Below are 16,364 nucleotides of genomic sequence, written 5' to 3' on the forward strand. Positions count from 1 at the left end.
CAGATCAATACCAGGTGTCTCATCGACATGAGAAGAGGTGTTTCCCCAGGTAACCCGCTTGGCCCAAGCAGGAAGTAGTACTGCCTACTGTGTTAGCGCCCGCTAACACAGCGACTTAAGATAAGGCCATGCCGGCCAACACCACCCCACTCGTGAACGGCGAGAAGGCGAACAGGCGCGAACAGATCATGACCGCCGCGGCCGAGCTCTTCGCCCACCACGGCTTCCACGGCGTCGGCATCGACGACATCGGCGCGGCCGTCGGCATCTCCGGGCCCGCGCTGTACCGGCACTTCCGCAGCAAGGACGCCATCCTCGGCGAGATGCTCAACTCGATCAGCCAGTTCCTGCTCGACGGCGGCACCGCGCGGGTGGCGCACGACGGCGGCCCCGACGAGGTGCTCGCCGCGCTCGTGGCGTTCCACGTCGACTTCGCGCTCGCGCATCCGGCGCTGATCACCGTGCAGGAGCGCAACCTCGGCAATCTCACCGACCACGACCGCAAGCAGGTGCGCGGGCTGCAACGCCGCTACGTCGAGGTCTGGGTGCGCGCGATTTCCGAGGCCGTGCCCGGCGTCGGCGAGCGCCAGGCGCGCTCGGCGGCACACGCGGTGTTCGGGCTGATCAATTCGACCCCGTACAACCGCCATCTCGGTGACGAAGAGCTGGCTGAGCTGCTGGGCAGGCTCGCGCTGGGAGCACTGCACGCCGCGAGGTGATCACCCCTCGCTCGCACGGACTACCCCAAACCTTGGCAAGCTGGTGTTTGATGGGACACGTGCAGCCGGACAGGAGCGAGGACGAGCAGCGGCTCGTCGAAAAGGCGCAACGCGCCCTCGTCGCGATCAGCCTGGGTGAGGACGCCGAGGCACTCGACGAGGTGGCGCCGTCAGCGGCCGAGCCCGAGGCGCAGTCGGCCGAGACCAGGGCATTGATGATGCTGCTCTTCGGTGAGTGCAGCGCGATGGTGTCCACGCTGGGCGACGGTGGCAGTGCGCCGGTCAAGGTGCAGGTGTTCGACGAGGACGGCGAAGAGGTCTCGATCGACCAGGCCGACCCGCCCGTGCGTACGGCCGTGCGCACGTTGCTGGCGGAGGTGCACGGCAACACCGAGGCCGCCGAGGAGCAGGTCGAGATCGCGCTGGCCAACGCGGCGCCCGACGAGGTCGACAGCCTCGTCCTGCAGGCGCTGCGCTGGACGATCCGGCTCTCGGCCGAATGCCTGGAGCGCGACCTGCCCGTCGCCACCTGGATCGCGGACGCGGTGACGGGATAAAGCGGGCTTTATGCCGGCCCGGGATAAAGCCCGCTTTATCCCGGGCCTCAACCCAGAAGTGCCTTGACCAGCGCGGCGATCTGATCGGTCTCGATCAGGAACGAGTCGTGCCCGTAAGGCGAGGTCACCACGGCCACTTCGCCGCCGAGCCCCTCGGCGAGCGCGCGGGACTGCGCGAGCGGGTACAGCCGGTCGCTGTCGACGCCCGCGACGATCGTGCGCGCGGTGACCCGGCTCAGCGCGGCCGCGACCCCGCCGCGGTCACGGCCGACGTCATGGGCGTTCATCGACTCGGTGAGCACCACGTAGCTGCCCGCGTCGAAGCGCCGCACCAGCTTGTCGGCGTGATGGTCCAAATAGGACTCCACGGCGAATCGGCCGTCGGCTTGGCTCTGCCGCCCGAAGCGCTCGGCCAGCTCAGGTTCGCTGCGGTAGGTCACATGCGCGATCCGCCGCGCGATCCCGAGCCCGCGATGCGGCCCTTCCCGCGCGTCGTAGAAATCGCCACCGTGCCAGCCGGGGTCCGAACGGATGGCGTGCAGCTGCGGGGACGCCCAGGCGATCTGTTCGGCCGACGCCTGCGCGGTCGACGCGAGCACGAGCAGCGCGCCGACCCGCGGCGGCCAGGTCACCGCCCATTCCAGCGCCCGCATGCCGCCCATCGAGCCGCCGAGCACCGCGGCCCAGCGCTCGATCCCGAGCGTGTCGGCGAGCAGCGTCTCGGCGGTGACCAGGTCGCGTGTGGTCAGCGAGGGAAACCTGCTGCCCCAAGGCCTTCCGTCCGCGTCGGGTGAAGACGGGCCGGTCGAGCCCTGGCAGCCGCCGAGCACGTTCGGCACCACGACGAAGTACTCGCCGGTGTCCAGCGCCTTGCCGGGCCCGATCAGGCCGTCCCACCAGCCGGGCGTGACATGGCCGGGCCCGGCCGGCCCGGCCGCGTGGCTGTCGCCGGTCAAGGCGTGCTCGACCAGCACGGCGTTCGAGGCGTCGGAGTTCAGCGTGCCCCACGTCTCGTACGCGAGGGAGAAGGCGGGCAGCACGCCGCCCGCCTCCGTCCGTATCGGCCCGCCCGTGACCCATTGCCTGCGGCCAGGGTGATCCGAGGTCCGCCACGCGCCCGTGACGGGCACGGTCACAGCGCCGCCTTGGCCGCCCGGAATCCCGCCTCCAGGTCGGCCTTGAGGTCCTCGATGCCTTCCAGCCCGACGGCGAGGCGCACCAGGCCCGGCGTGACGCCGCTGGCGAGCTGCTCCTCCGGCGAAAGCTGGCTGTGCGTGGTCGAAGCCGGGTGCACGATCAGGCTGCGCACGTCGCCGATGTTGACCAGCTGGCTGTGCAGCTCGGTGCCGTCGACGAACGCGCGGCCCGCCTCGACGCCGCCACGCAGGTCGAACGAGAGCACCGCTCCCGCGCCGCCCGGCAGGTACTTCTGAGCCGCGTTGTAATACGGGCTCGACGGCAGGCTGGCGTAGTAGACCTTCTCGACTTCGTCGCGCTGCTCAAGCCATTCGGCGAGCGCCTTGGCGTTGGACACGTGCCGCTCGATGCGCAGCGACAGCGTCTCGATGCCTTGCAGGATAAGGAAACTGTTGAACGGCGCGATGGCGGCGCCGGTGTCACGCAGCAGCTGCACGCGCGCCTTGGCCGCGAACGCGCCGTGGCCGAGCGCCTCCCAGTACTTCAGGCCGTGGTAGCTGGGGTCGGGCTCGTTGAAGCCGGGGAACTTCTCCGGGTTCGCGCCGAAGTCGAAGGTGCCGCCGTCGACGAGCAGACCGGCGACCGTGGTGCCGTGCCCGCCGAGGTACTTGGTGGCGGAGTGGATCACGATGTCGGCGCCGTGCTCGATCGGGCGCAGCAGCACCGGCGTCGGGACGGTGTTGTCGACCACCAGCGGCACCCCTGCCTCGTGCGCGACGTCGGCGACCGCGCGGATGTCGAGCACGTTGCTGCCGGGGTTGGCGAGCGTCTCGCCGAAGAAGAGCTTGGTGTTCGGGCGGACCGCGGCGCGCCACTGCTCCAGGTCGTCCTGGTCGTCGATGAAGGTGACCTCGATGCCCAGTTTCGGGAGTGTGTAATGGAAAAGGTTGTACGTGCCGCCGTAGAGCGAGGGGCTGGAGACGAAGTGGTCGCCCGCGTTGGCCAGGTTGAGGATCGCCGCCGTGGTCGCCGCCGAGCCGGACGCGAACGCGAGCGCCGCGACGCCGCCTTCGAGCGCGGCCACCCGCTGCTCGAGCACGTCCTGCGTCGGGTTGTTGATGCGGGTGTAGATGTGGCCCGGCTCGGCGAGGCTGAACAGATCGGCGCCGTGCTGGCTGTCGCGGAAGACGTAGGACGTGGTCTGGTAGATCGGCGTCGCGCGGGCGCCGGTCGCCGGGTCCGGAGCGGCGCCCGCGTGGATCTGCTTCGTCTCGAATGACCAGGCGCTCATGAATACTCCTTGTGGCTCAACGGCTTTGCGCCGACGCTAACGCCGCGCACGCGGGCGGCCAATGTCTCTCACGACGTGGGAGCGCCACGTACTCTTTCGGGCGTACGAGGAACTGACGTCCGGTGCCGGACGACGCGACACGGGCCGCGCCGCGATCCTCTTCGGCATGGACTGGAGAATGCGGCCCGCCACCCGCAAGTGGTGGCTCTACGTTCACATCGTCGCGTCGGTCGCCTGGATCGGCGTCGAGGTGTGCATCCTCGCGCTGGGCGTGATGGGTGATCAGAGCGCGCACATCGTCGCGGGCAGGCTCGGCGACATCTTCTACTTCCCGGCGAGCGTGCTGACCTTCGTCAGCGGCGTCGTGCTGTCGCTGGGCACCAAGTGGGGGCTGATCAAGCACTACTGGGTGATCCTCAAGCTGGCGGCCAACATCGCGCTGCTGCTGGGCGGGAACCTCGGGGTCGTCCCGGCGTTCTCGCGGGCGTCCGAGCTCGCGGCGCGCGGTGAGCCGATCGGGAAGACGGCGATCATGCTGGTCACCGCGATGTCGGCCGGGCTGATGCTGCTGCTGTTCGCGACGCAGGTCTCGGTGTTCAAGCCCTGGAAGAAGACGCGCTGGGCGTTGACTCCTCTTAGTTCGTGAGATATCTTCGTTGCTAAGATATTTGGCAACGGAGGGGAATCATGGTTGACGTACTGGTCGTGGGGGCGGGCTACGGGGGCCTCTCGGCGACGATGTTCTTGGCACAGCACGGGGTGGACGTGCTCACGGTCGACCGGCACGCGAGCACGTCGATCCATCCGCGCGCGGCCGGGCAGAGCTGGCGCACGATGGAGCTGTTCCGCTTCGCCGGCATCGACGAAGAGGTGCTCGACGCGAGCCCGCGCGCACGGGGCGGTTTGCGGATCACCGTCGCCGCGAGCCTGGGCGGGCAGGTGTTCCACCGGCTCTATGACGACGTCGGCGCGGTCGACGTCAGCGCGGCGACCGCGATGCCGCACGGCATGGCCGGTCAGGACCTGGTCGAGCCGATCATGCTGCGGCGCGCGGAGAAGTTCGGCGCGACCGTGCGTTTCAACACCGAGCTCGTCTCGTTCACGCAGGACGAGGACGGGGTCACCGCGGTGCTGCGCTCGTCCGGCGAAGAGACCACGGTCCGGGCGCGCTACCTGATCGCGGCCGACGGTGGCCGCAGCCGGATCCGCTCGGCGCTGGGCATCGAGACCGACGGGCCCGGCTCGCTCTCCCACTGCCTCGGCGTGCTCTTCGAGGCGAACCTCGGCGACCGGGTCCGCACCGACGTCACCGATCTGTTCTACCTGCAGAACCCGCATTTCACGGCCGGGTTCTGCAGCACCGACACCCCGGACCACTACGGGTTCGCGCCGGACTACCACCCGTCGAAAGGCGAGTCGCCGGAGGACTTCACGCCGGAGCGGCTGGTCGAGATGATCCGGATCGCGACGGACGAGCCGGACCTCGAACCGGTACTCCACTGGACCGCGCCCTGGGAGATCGCGGCCCGCCTCGCGCGGCGGTTCCGGTCCGGCCGGGTGTTCCTGGTCGGCGACGCGGCGAAGGTGACCCCGCCGACCGGCGGCATGGGCGGCAACACGGCCATCGGCGACGGCCACGACCTCGCCTGGAAACTGGCGGCGGTCCTGCGCGGGGAGGCGTCCGACGCGCTGCTCGACACCTACGAGGCCGAGCGCAGGCCGTACGCGCGGATGGTCATCGACACCTCGCTGCACAACATGAAGCAGCGCATGCACCCCGACCTGGACGTCACCGGCCTGACCCCGGCGGAGGAGCCGATGGCACTCTGCCTCGGTTTCCGCTACCGCTCCACGGCCGTCCTCGCCGAGGATGACGACCCCGCCCGCACCGAGAACCCCTTCGAACCGACCGGCCGCCCGGGCTTCCGCGCCCCCAACGTGGCGCTGGGGACCGGCCAGTCCACAGTGGACGTACTCGGCCTGGGCTGGGCCCTGTTCTCGGACGGCACCTGGGCACCCGCCGCCTCGGCCGTCTCCGCCGAGACCGGCCTCCGCATCGACCACCACGTGACCCCGCCGGGCACCTTCGGCCTCACCCCCGGCGGCGCCTCCCTGGTCCGCCCCGACGGCATGGTCGCCTGGCGCTCACCCGCCACCCCCAACCCCCCAGCCGCCCTGTCCACCGCGCTCACCCAGCTCCTCGGCCGGTAAAAAAATCCCAATGTGGCTTTCGTCAGCTTTGGTCTGACGAAAGCCACATTGGCGGCCTGAAACCTGACCAATGCCACATTGGGATTTTTTTCGCTAGTCCCGGGGCTGGAGGGCGAAGCGGTTGCCCTCGCTGTCGGCGAACATGGACCACCAGCCCCAGGGTTGTTTTTCGGGCGGGGCCGGGAAGTCGACGCCTCGGGCGGTCAGCTCGGCGTAGGTCTTCTCGAGGTCGTCGGCGTAGAAGAAGAAGTTCGACGTCGGCAGCTCGTCGCGCACGGCGGGGCGGGCGTCGACGGGGTCGGCGCTGAGTATCAACGCGACCGCGCCGTCGGCCGAGGTCACCTCGATCCACCGGTTGCCCTTGTCGTCGTACGGGACGTCCGTGGTGACCGTGAACCCGATGGTCTCGGTCCAGAACCGGACCGCCCGCGCCTGGTCGGTCACCGGGACGACGATCTTGTGCACTCCGCGAATCATGCGAGCTCCCCACTATATCCACCATGGATACAACGAGCGTGGAGTGTATGCTCCGGGCATGGCCGAAAGCAACCCGCTTACCCCGGCAGGGTTCCAAGTCCTGCTCGCGCTCGCGGGCGGCAAGGCGCATGGTTACGGGATCATGGGTTTCATCAGCGAGGTCACCGGCGGGTCCGTCCAATTGGGACCGGGCACGCTCTACCGCACGCTGGCCAGGCTCGCCGCGGACGGCCTGCTCGAAGAGGTCCCCGACGCCCGCGAGGACGAGCCACACGACGCGCGCCGCCGCTACTACCGGCTCACCCCGCAAGGCCGCGAACGAGCCGCGCAGGAAGCCGCGCTGCTCAGCAGGCTGGTCGCGGCCGCCGGCCAGGCCGGGTTGCTCGACCAGACGGGCGCCGCATGAACCACGCACGCGCGCTCGGCCTCGTCCCGCACCTGTTCGTCAAGGACGTGCAAGCCGCGCTTTCCTTCTACCGCAAGGCATTCGGCGCGGTCGAGCTGTTCCGCAACGTGCTGCCCGACGGCACCGTCCTCTTCCTCGAACTCGCGATCGGTGACGCCAGGCTCCTGCTCAGCGAGGAAATCCCGCAGCTCGACGCGCTCGCGCCCGGCACGATCGGCGGCACCCCGATGCTGCTCACGCTCGAGACCACCGACCCCGACGACCTCGCCCGGCGCGCGGTGTTCGCGGGCGCGAGCATCGAGGCGCCGATCCAGGAGATGTTCTTCGGCGAGCGTTACGGCCGCATCGTCGACCCCGACGGCCACCGCTGGGCGCTCACCACGAAACGCGAGCAGTTCACCCCGGCCGACATCGACGACCGCACCCCACCGGAGGTCTGAGCCGTGATCTCCGTGCGCACGGTCGTCGACCGGGTCGGCCCGACCCTGATGCATGCCTTGCTGCTGCCCGAAAACGGCCCGACGGTCGCCGACGTGGTGATCGCCGAGCCCGGCGGCCACGCGACCACCGGCGGGCCGGGCGACCTCGTGCTCGCGGTGTCCACACAGGACGCGGCGGACGCGGTCGCGCTCGTGCGCACCTGCGGCGCGAACGGCGCCGCCGCCGTGGTGTTCAAGCCGCCGCTGGCCGGCAAGGCCGCGGTCAAGCGCGCCGCCAAGACCGCGGGCATCGCGTTGATCGAGGTCCGCGCGGCGACCTCGTGGGCCCAGCTCGTCTGGCTGCTCAGGACCGTGCTCGACGCGATCGCCGACGAGGCCGAGCTGGAAAGCCCCGGCTCCGCCGATCTCTTCCGGCTCGCCGACGCCGTCGCGTCCGTTGTGGACGCTCCGGTGACCATTGAGGACACCAACTCCCGCGTGCTCGCCTACTCGGCGCGCCAGGACCTCACCGACTCCGCGCGCGTTTCCACGATCATGGGCCGCCGCATCCCCGACGACGTGCTCGCGAAGTTCCGCTCACGCGGCGTCTTCCGCGAACTTTCCCGCGGCCGCCAGACGATCTTCGTGCCCGCACAGCGCGACGGCACGCTGCCGCGCCTGATCGTCCCGATCCGCATGGGCGGCGAGCTGCTCGGCTCGATGTGGGCGGTCGTCGCGGGCCCGGTCTCCGACGAGCGCGCCGCCGCGTTCGCCGACGCCGCACCGGTCGTCGCGCTGCATCTGCTGCGCCGCCGCGCGCACGCCGACGCCCAGCGCCGCGCCTCGGCCGAACTGCTGCGCGCGGTGCTCGAAGGCAAGGTCGGGCCCCGGCGCGTCATCGCCGACCTCGATCTCGCCGACGCGCCGCACCGCGTGGTCGTCATCGAGATACCCGGCGACCACAGCCCGGACGCCGAGGGCCGCAGGCTCGCGCTGCTGGAGCAGATCTCCCGCGGCATCGGCCGCCGCCCGGCCGCGACCGAACTCGACGGCCTGCTCTACGCGGTCGTGCCCGACGAGGACGGCTGGTCCGACGTGCTCGCCGACGCACCCGGTCGCATCGCGGCCGGAAGTGCTTGCGAGATCAGCGAATTGGCTGTTTCACGCACCCAGGCCGACGAGGCGCTCGGACTGCTGCGCGCGGGACTGGTGCCCGGCCGGTTCGTCACCTTCGACGAGGCGTGGACCGCGCTCGTCCTGCACCGCGGCGCGACCGCGGCCGGCGGCGCGCGCGTCGCCGAGCTCGGCCCGCTCGGCCTGCTGCGCGCCCACGACGACGCCAACGAAAGCGGCTACGTCGACACGCTGTACGAGTGGCTGCGGCATCCCGGCGACCCGCGCGCGGCCGCGCGCGAACTCCGGATCCACCCGAACACCTTGCGCTATCGGATGCGCCGCCTGCTGGAGCTCGTGCCGCTCGACCTGGAGGACCCGGACGTCCGGCTCGCGCTGCTCACCCAGCTCGTCACGTTACGGTGGAGTTAACCCATACGGCCGAATGGCCTATGCGTTAGCCCGCATGGATCGCGCCGAACGACCCGTTCACCGAAAACTGTCGAAAAAGGACACTTAAGTAGGTGAATTCCTCGCTTACTTTCCCCTCGCCCACTCAGGGTCATTGAGCGTAACCGAGGAGTTGCCCATGAGGTCTCATCTCGTCAAGCTGACCGCGCTGTCCGCGCTGACGCTGGCCTGCCTCGCCGTGCCGAGCACCGCGACCGGCGCGAGCACGGTCGCCGCGGCGCCCGGCCAGGAGTGCTACACGCCCGAGCACTCGGCCGCCCGGTCCAAAGACGGTGACGTCCACTCGCTCACGCCAGGCCAGGCCGCGTCGATCGAGAGCAAGATGGCGTCGAAGCTCGCCTCGAAGCGGCAGCTGAGCACCAACTCGCTGGCCGCGGTCAGCATCCCGACCTACGTGCACGTGATCCACTCGGGCAGCACCGGCAAGCTGAGCTCGTCGACGATCTCCAAGCAGATCTCGGTTCTCAACAGCGCGTACTCCAAGGCGGGCTACAGCTTCTCGCTGCAGAGCACGGACTACACCGACAAGGCCGCTTGGTACAACGGCATCACCGACGGCTCGTCCGCCGAGTCGCAGATGAAGAACGCGCTGCACAAGGGCGGCTCCAACGCGCTCAACATCTACACCGCGTCACTCGGCGACGACCTGCTCGGCTGGGCGACCTGGCCGTGGGACTACAGCGGCTCGCCCGCGATGGACGGTGTGGTCATCCTCGACACCTCGTTCCCTGGCGGCTCGGCCACCAACTACAACGAGGGTGACACCGCCACCCACGAGGTCGGCCACTGGATGGGGCTCTACCACACCTTCCAGGGCGGCTGCTCCGGTTCGGGCGACTACGTCTCCGACACCCCGGCCGAGGCGAGCCCCGCCTCCGGCTGCCCGACCGGCCGCAACACCTGCAGCTCCACCGGTGTCGACCCGATCCACAACTTCATGGACTACTCGTACGACAGCTGCATGTACGAGTTCACCACCGGCCAGAACACCCGCATGACCAGCGCCTGGAACGCCTACCGCGGCTAGCCGAGATAAAGCGGGCTTTATCCCACTCCGGGATAAAGCCCGCTTTATCCCGTTCTCAGGGCACCAGCAGGGTCTTGCCGACCGTGCCGCGTGACTCGATCGCCGCGTGCGCGTCGGCGGCCTTCTCCAGCGGGAAACGTTGCCCGATCACCGGCCGCAGCACCCCACTGGCCACAGTGGACAGCGCACTGCCGATCAGCTCGCGCAGTTCCGCCGCGCCAGGCCTCCCCATCGTCACGACCTTCACACCCCGCGCTTCCGCGTCGGACGTGTCGGTCCAGCTGCCACTGGCGAGCCCGAAGCTGACCATCCGGCCGCCCTTCCCCAGCAGCTCGAACGCCTGCCGCCCGATCGTCCCGCCGACCCCGTCGAAGACGGCGTCCACCCGGAACGTGGCGTCGTAGACCCGATCCGGCCAGTCGTCGAGCCGGTAGTCGATCGCGAAATGCGCGCCAAGGCCCCGCGCCAGCTCGACCTTCTCCGGCCCGCCCGCCAGCGCGATGACGGTCGCGCCTTCGGCCAGCGCCAGCTGGACCAGCGCGCCGCCGACCCCGCCGGCCGCGGCCTCGACCAGCACGGTGTCCCACCGCCGCAGCCCGGCCGCGCGGATCAGCATGGTCGCCGTGCGCCCGTCGGCCAGCACCGCGACGGCGTCGGCCATCGCCACCCCATCGGGTACTTCCACCAGGTTCGGAACCGGCGCGACCGCCAGCTCCGCGTACCCGCCCGAGCCGCGCAGCGACGAGACCACGCGCCTGCCGACCCACTCCGGCGGTCCCTCGCGGACCACCCCGCCGACCCCGTTGCCAGGGATCATCGGCAGCTCGACCGGGAACGGCCCGGTCCCGGCCCGCACCTGCGTCTCGACGAACGTCGTGTTGACGTACTCGACCGCGATCAGCGCCTCGCCGGGACCCGCCACCGGATCGGGTGCCTCGCCCGCGACCAGCACCCCGGGTCCGCCGAACTCCTTCAACCACACGGCTCTCATGCCTCCAGAGCCTGGTACCTCCACTTATCTGGAGGTCAACGGCTTGTCGCCGCGCGACCATGAAAGTGCGGCAATACTGTTCCGGTGGCACGATGACACCGCCGTCCGGGTGGCTCACCGTGGTCGGTAACACCCCACCCCGGATTCCGCCGCCAGGAGGCAGAAAGTGCGTATCGCCGTCCCCCGTGAGATCAAGAAGCACGAATACCGGGTCGCGCTGACCCCGGCGGGCGTGCACGAACTGGTCGGGCGCGGTCACGACGTCTTCGTGGAAACGGACGCCGGGCTGGGTTCCGCGATCACCGACGAGGAGTACATCGCCGCCGGCGCGAAGATCCTCGCGACCGCCGAGGAGACCTGGGCCGAGGGCGAGCTCGTGCTCAAGGTCAAGGAGCCGATCGCCGAGGAGTACCCGCGCCTGCGCAAGGACCAGGTGCTGTTCACCTACCTGCACATCGCCGCCGACCGCCCGCTGACCGACGCGCTGCTCGCGTCCGGCACCACCGCGATCGCCTACGAGACCGTGCAGACGCCCAACGGCGCGCTCCCGCTGCTCGCCCCGATGTCCGAAGTGGCCGGTCGCCTCGCCCCGCAGGTCGGCGCCTTCTCCCTGATGAAGCCGAGCGGCGGCCGCGGCGTGCTGCCCGGCGGCATCCCCGGCGTGCACCCGGCCCGCGTGGTCGTCATCGGCGGCGGTGTCGCGGGCATCAACGCCGCCAGGGTCGCGCTCGGCCTCGGCTCGGACGTCGAGATCCTCGACACCAACGTCGACCGCCTCCGCCAGATCGACAACGACTTCGGTCCGCGCATCCGCACGATCACGTCCAACCGGCTCAGCGTCGAAGAGGCCGTGCTCGAGGCCGACCTGGTCATCGGCGCCGTGCTGGTGCCCGGTGCGAAGGCGCCCAAGCTGGTCTCGAACGAGCTGGTCTCGCGCATGAAGGCGGGCAGCGTGCTCGTCGACATCGCGATCGACCAGGGCGGCTGCTTCGCCGACTCGCGCCCGACCACGCACGACGAGCCGACCTACACGGTGCACAACTCGGTCTTCTACTGCGTGGCGAACATGCCGGGCGCGGTGCCGAGGACGTCCACCTACGGCCTCACCAACGTCACGCTGCCCTACGCGGTGCAGCTGGCCGACCACGGCTGGAAGGCGGCGCTGTCGGCCAACGGCAGCCTCGCCAAGGGCCTCAACACCCACGACGGCAAGCTCACCAACGAGCCGGTCGCCGTCGCGCACGGCCTGCCCTACAGCTCGGTGGCATCCGCACTGGTCTGATCCGGGTAACGAAGAAGCCCCCGCCGGTCGAACCGGCGGGGGCTTCTGTCTTACGTAAGGGGCGACCCGCTCAACCAGCCTGGGGGTCACTGGGAGCGGGCCGCCACCTCCTAGCTTAGGCAACTTCTCCTGACTTCGCTGCACGGGGTCTCGAAGTTGCCCTAAATACTTGTTAACGGAGAACCCGCGCAGCTGGTTACCTGGTCGAATACGGCCGCGAAACCGGACATCCGACGGGCAATCGCCCCCGTTCGCGTCAGGTCCCGGTGAAGTGCGCGCCGAACCGATCGTGACGAAGCTCGCTTTGGCTCCCGCTCGGCGGTTCCGCACGCGCGGCGTGTCCGACTTTGACAGGATGGCGCCGGATCAACGTCGGGGAACAACAAGGAGCGGTATGCACGACGGCAGCGGCCGCATCGCGGTGCAGGACCTGACCAAGGATTTCGGGCCGGTCAGAGCGGTACAGAACCTCAGCTTCACCGTGGAACCCGGCTCGGTGACCGGCTTCCTCGGCCCGAACGGCGCCGGGAAGACCACCACGTTGCGCATGCTGCTCGGCCTGGTGACGCCCACCTCGGGCTCGGCGACCATCAACGGCCGCCCGCACGACCAGCTCGTCCACCCGGCCCGCGTGGTCGGCTCGGTGCTGGAGAACGAGGGCTTCCACCCCAAGCGGACCGCGCGCAACCACCTGCTCGTCTACGCCGCCGCGATCGGCATGCCGGACCAGCGCGCCGACGAGGTGCTCGGCCTCGTCGGGCTGAGCACCGCCGCGGACCGCAAGGCGGGCGGGTTCTCGCTCGGCATGCGGCAGCGGCTCGCGCTCGCGACGGCGCTGCTGGGCAACCCGCAGGTGCTGGTGCTCGACGAGCCCGCGAACGGCCTCGACCCCGAAGGCATCCTGTGGCTGCGGAACTTCCTGCGCTCCTACGCGCGTGAGGGCCGCACCGTGCTGGTGTCGAGCCACCTGCTGAACGAGGTCGAGCAGACGATCGACAACGTGGTCATCATCAGCCAGGGCGTGACCCGCTACTACGGCTCGCTCGAGCAGCTCCGCAAGAGCCAGCGCTCGCGTGTGCTCGTGCAGCCCGCGGACGCGCCCGCGCTCGTGAAGGCGTTGCAGGAAGGCGGTCTCACCGAGCTGGCGCCGAACCCGGACGGCCGCGTGGCCGTCTCCGGCGCGACCGTGCAGCAGATCGGTGACCTCGCCGCGAAGGCGGGCGTCGCGATCTACGGCATGCAGGAGGACCACGCGGACCTGGAGAAGCTGTTCTTCCAGCTCACCCAGCCGCAGTTCGCCGCGGCGCCGCCCGGCTATCCGCAGCAGGGCCCGCCGCAAGGGCCTCCGCCCGGCGGCTTCCCGCCGCCACCGCAGTATCAGCAGCAGTACCAACAACAACAGACCCCGCCACCTGGTTTCCAGCAGCAGGGACCGCACCAGGGCTGGGGAGGCCAGGGCTGATGGGCAACCTGATCAAAGCCGAGTTCCGCAAGACGCTCACCCTCAACACCTGGTGGGTGCTGCTGATCCCGCTGGTCATCACCGCGTTCGGGTTCTCCTGGGTGGTCGGCCGGACGGCGAACGACGTCGTGAAGTTCCTCGGCAGCGGCGATGCCGCCCTCATCGCCTCCGCCATCGGCGTGGAACCGGACGCGCTGCCGGTCGGTCTGCTGTCGATGGCGCACGGCGTCAACATCGCGCAGATCATCCCGGCGCTGTTCGGCGTGTTCGCGCTGGCCGGCGAGTACCGCAGCAAGACGATCACCACGACCTTTCTCACCGCGCCGAACCGGATTTCCGCACTCAGCGCCAAGATGATCACCTACGTGGTCTGGGGCGTCCTCTATGGACTTGTCGCGTTCGGCGTCTCGGCGTTGGGCACGCTGCTCAGCGTCGATTCCGTGCGCATGCCGAGCGGAGGGCAGTGGCTCGCGGCGCTCGGCGCGACCGTGCTGTCGTTCGTGCTGGTGACGCTGTTCGGCATCGGGCTCGGCGCGGTGCTGAACAAAGTCACACTCGCGGTCGTGCTCCTGCTCGTGTGGTTCCTGGTGCTGGAGTTCGTGATCGTGCTGGCCACGTGGAACTGGACCACTCTGCTGGGCACCATCCTGCCGAACGGCGCCGCGAACGGGATCGTCGGCGGCATCGCGTCAGAGGCCTTCAAGATCAATTCGCTCGACTTCGGGGTGGACGACGACCGGTGGGGCCAGTGGTTCCTGCAGTTGAGCGCAGGCTCGCCAGGGGTGATCTCGTGGTGGGCGTCCGCGCTCATCTTCGCGGGCTGGACCGCACTGTTCTTCGGATTCGGCTGGGCGTCGAACCAGAAGCGGGACATCACCTAGATAGCCCACGGCGGGAAAGCCGCATTTCTCCCTAAGCTGGACATGAATTGATCATGAACAGAGGGGGGACCTGTGCGCGGACGTGCCGTCTCGCTGACGCTGGCCGGACTGCTCTTCACCGGAGTGCCCGCGCTGGCGGCGCCGCCGGGCGCGGTCCTGTTGGCCGACACGAACAGAAACGGTTCGGTCGACGGGGCCGACCTGGCGGGCAAGGGCCGGTGGACGCCCCAGCGCGGGGCGATCTTCCTGCCGAACCTCGACGATGACGCGAAACGCTGCAAGGTCACCGAAGACGACCTCAAGGACTATTCGATCGAGGTCGACCTCCGCCTCGCGGCGTGCAACGACGCGCAGGACGACGTCGTCAACGGGCCGCTGGACCTGGCGGACCTCGCGCCGTTGCGGACGTTGCCGCGCAAGGCGAGCCAGGACGGCACGGTGTCGCTCGGTGCGGGTGAGGGCAGGTACGCCCGCCTCTGGATCGAGCGCGGCGGCTCGTGGACGTCGCTCGGCGAAGGCGGGACGCTCACCGCCAAGGAGCTGACCGACGGCGCCAAGCTCGCACTCGAAGGCCGCGATGTCATCCGGGACAAGAGTGCCTGGAACGGCGTGGTCACCGTGACGCTCAAGGTCTCTGGCAGCGCGGACTCGGTCCAGCTGCGGGTGGCGCCGTTGATCATGCAGAGCGATTTGAAGGCGCCGCGCACGGTGGTGACCTCGAAGCCGCCGGTCGAGACCGAGCGCGGGTATCCCGAATTCCTCGGTGACCTCAAGAAGGCAATGACGGCGGCGAAGCTGCCGGAGTCCGCGCTGACCAGGGTCACCGACTACGACGAGTGGTTCCAGGACATCTTCGAACCCACCACGGCGAGCATGCCGGGCCCCGGTGGGCAGCCTCAGGTGCTGCACGTCCTGCTGCGCAGCGCGAACCTGCGCACCTCCGATTTCTCCAGCGGTGGCGGCGGTTCCTCACTGCGCGCGGCCGGGCGACTGGTGTTCACCACGTTGCGCGGGCCGGGCGTCGGTGTCGTCCAGCAGTTCACCGGCGAGCGCGACGAGACGGTCGACGACAGTCTCAACTCGACCGGCAACTACGAGAGCCTGCCGCCCTATCGCGGCCATCCGCTGGGAAGGCCGCTCTACGGCAGCGTCGCGAGCCGCAAGCCGGATCCCTCGTTCACCAGGCTGATCGACTCGCAGTACGCGGACCCGGTCGTGATCGACACCTCGTGGCTCATCGTCGGTCACTCCGACGAGACCACGCACGTGATCCCGGCGCGCACCGCGCGCGGCTGGACGCTGATGATCGCCGACCCGCGGCTCGCCATCGAGGTCATGCGCAAGGCCACAAAGGACGGACACGGCGACGCGGTGCTGTTCGACGGCACCAGTGAGAAGAAGAAGCCGACGATCGACGAGGCGCTCGCCGATCCGGTGTTCCTGGAGCAGAACGAGACCGCGGCCCAGCACATCGACACCCAGATCGCCGTGCTGACCAGGGAAACCGGGCTCACCGAGCGCGAGCTGGTCCGGGTGCCGGTGCTGTTCGAGGAGGTCCACCTGGCCCAGATCGACGAACTCGTCGCGTCGGGCCGGATTCCCCCGCAGACGAAGGCGGGCCTGCAAAAGCGCACCGTGCCTGAGCGGGTCTTCGGCGCGCACACCGCGGGCATCCCGAACGGCATCTCGCTCGGCGGCGGCGTGTTCGGCGCACCCGATCCGCACGGCCCGCGTGTCGGCGGCGTCGACCTGTTCAAACGCGAGACCGAGCGGGCGCTCACGGGCATTCCGCTGAAGGTGTCGTGGGTCGAAGACTGGGATTTCGCTCACAAGTGGCTGGGCGAGGTCCACTGCATCACCAACGCGTTGCGCGAGCCCACCAAGGCCGATTGGTGGCGTGCGTGATCGAACTTGTCGGTG

Annotated in this window: 16 protein-coding genes; 12 read left to right on the forward strand and 4 right to left on the reverse strand. The window is 69.6% G+C overall.

The genetic code is table 11. The features are described 5' to 3' along the window. Positions 1-128: 128 nt before the first annotated feature. Together BLV57_RS16795 and BLV57_RS16800 are read left to right on the forward strand one after the other, a co-directional pair. Positions 129-719: an SACE_7040 family transcriptional regulator gene (locus BLV57_RS16795; RefSeq protein ID WP_176968651.1), complete on the forward strand. Its 591-nt coding sequence runs from the start codon at positions 129-131 to the stop codon at positions 717-719. Between the two features lie 50 nt (positions 720-769). After that, positions 770-1,276: a hypothetical protein gene (locus BLV57_RS16800; protein ID WP_091289672.1), complete on the forward strand. Its 507-nt coding sequence runs from the start codon at positions 770-772 to the stop codon at positions 1,274-1,276. A gap of 47 nt (positions 1,277-1,323) precedes the next feature. Here the strand turns inward: BLV57_RS16800 and metX are convergent, their stop codons facing one another. Both metX and BLV57_RS16810 read right to left on the reverse strand, forming a co-directional pair. Then, positions 1,324-2,406: a homoserine O-acetyltransferase MetX gene (metX, locus tag BLV57_RS16805; RefSeq protein WP_176968689.1), complete on the reverse strand. Its 1,083-nt coding sequence runs from the start codon at positions 2,404-2,406 to the stop codon at positions 1,324-1,326. Positions 2,407-2,408: 2 nt separating this feature from the next. After that, positions 2,409-3,704 carry a bifunctional o-acetylhomoserine/o-acetylserine sulfhydrylase gene (locus tag BLV57_RS16810; RefSeq protein WP_091289674.1) on the reverse strand — a complete coding sequence of 432 codons (1,296 nt, stop codon included), beginning with the start codon at positions 3,702-3,704 and terminating at the stop codon, positions 2,409-2,411. A 166-nt stretch (positions 3,705-3,870) separates the two neighbouring features. Here BLV57_RS16810 and BLV57_RS16815 point away from each other — a divergent pair, with 166 nt between their 5' ends. Together BLV57_RS16815 and rdmE are read left to right on the forward strand one after the other, a co-directional pair. Continuing rightward, complete coding sequence (locus tag BLV57_RS16815) at positions 3,871-4,350, forward strand: hypothetical protein (protein ID WP_091290432.1); 480 nt, start codon at positions 3,871-3,873, stop codon at positions 4,348-4,350. A gap of 41 nt (positions 4,351-4,391) precedes the next feature. Next, complete coding sequence (rdmE, locus tag BLV57_RS16820) at positions 4,392-5,915, forward strand: aklavinone 12-hydroxylase RdmE (RefSeq protein ID WP_091289675.1); 1,524 nt, start codon at positions 4,392-4,394, stop codon at positions 5,913-5,915. A gap of 93 nt (positions 5,916-6,008) precedes the next feature. Here the strand turns inward: rdmE and BLV57_RS16825 are convergent, their stop codons facing one another. Then, entirely contained in the window at positions 6,009-6,392 is a 384-nt protein-coding gene (locus BLV57_RS16825) for a VOC family protein (RefSeq protein ID WP_091289676.1), read from the reverse strand. A 58-nt stretch (positions 6,393-6,450) separates the two neighbouring features. Here BLV57_RS16825 and BLV57_RS16830 point away from each other — a divergent pair, with 58 nt between their 5' ends. The 4 genes from BLV57_RS16830 (at position 6,451) to BLV57_RS16845 (ending at position 9,828) form a co-directional block, all read left to right on the forward strand. Next, on the forward strand, positions 6,451-6,798 hold the full coding sequence (locus tag BLV57_RS16830) for a PadR family transcriptional regulator (protein ID WP_091289677.1): 348 nt from the start codon (positions 6,451-6,453) through the stop codon (positions 6,796-6,798). After that, a complete protein-coding gene (locus tag BLV57_RS16835) occupies positions 6,795-7,238 on the forward strand; it encodes a VOC family protein (RefSeq protein WP_091289678.1) in 444 nt (147 codons plus the stop codon). Before BLV57_RS16830 ends, BLV57_RS16835 begins: the two co-directional genes overlap by 4 nt. Before the next feature lie 3 nt (positions 7,239-7,241). Further along, positions 7,242-8,762 carry a PucR family transcriptional regulator gene (locus BLV57_RS16840; protein WP_091289679.1) on the forward strand — a complete coding sequence of 507 codons (1,521 nt, stop codon included), beginning with the start codon at positions 7,242-7,244 and terminating at the stop codon, positions 8,760-8,762. A 157-nt stretch (positions 8,763-8,919) separates the two neighbouring features. Beyond that, complete coding sequence (locus BLV57_RS16845; protein ID WP_091289680.1) at positions 8,920-9,828, forward strand: zinc metalloprotease; 909 nt, start codon at positions 8,920-8,922, stop codon at positions 9,826-9,828. A gap of 55 nt (positions 9,829-9,883) precedes the next feature. Here BLV57_RS16845 and BLV57_RS16850 read toward each other — a convergent pair whose 3' ends face one another. Next, complete coding sequence (locus tag BLV57_RS16850; protein WP_091289681.1) at positions 9,884-10,819, reverse strand: zinc-binding dehydrogenase; 936 nt, start codon at positions 10,817-10,819, stop codon at positions 9,884-9,886. Positions 10,820-10,985: 166 nt separating this feature from the next. Between BLV57_RS16850 and ald the strand changes: the two genes are divergently transcribed. The 4 genes from ald to BLV57_RS16870 all read left to right on the forward strand — a co-directional run bounded on the left by ald (position 10,986) and on the right by BLV57_RS16870 (position 16,349). After that, a complete protein-coding gene (ald, locus tag BLV57_RS16855; protein ID WP_091289682.1) occupies positions 10,986-12,101 on the forward strand; it encodes an alanine dehydrogenase in 1,116 nt (371 codons plus the stop codon). A 394-nt stretch (positions 12,102-12,495) separates the two neighbouring features. Continuing rightward, positions 12,496-13,563 (forward strand): ABC transporter ATP-binding protein, encoded by a 1,068-nt coding sequence (locus BLV57_RS16860; protein WP_091289683.1) that lies wholly within the window; start codon positions 12,496-12,498, stop codon positions 13,561-13,563. Further along, on the forward strand, positions 13,563-14,444 hold the full coding sequence (locus BLV57_RS16865) for an ABC transporter permease subunit (RefSeq protein WP_091289684.1): 882 nt from the start codon (positions 13,563-13,565) through the stop codon (positions 14,442-14,444). The genes BLV57_RS16860 and BLV57_RS16865 overlap by 1 nt, the downstream gene beginning before the upstream one ends. A 72-nt stretch (positions 14,445-14,516) precedes the next feature. Next, a complete protein-coding gene (locus tag BLV57_RS16870; protein ID WP_091289685.1) occupies positions 14,517-16,349 on the forward strand; it encodes a protein-arginine deiminase family protein in 1,833 nt (610 codons plus the stop codon). Positions 16,350-16,364: the final 15 nt, after the last annotated feature.

The sequence above is a fragment of the Amycolatopsis xylanica genome, assembly GCF_900107045.1.
In the GTDB taxonomy this organism is placed as follows: Bacteria; Actinomycetota; Actinomycetes; order Mycobacteriales; family Pseudonocardiaceae; genus Amycolatopsis; species Amycolatopsis xylanica.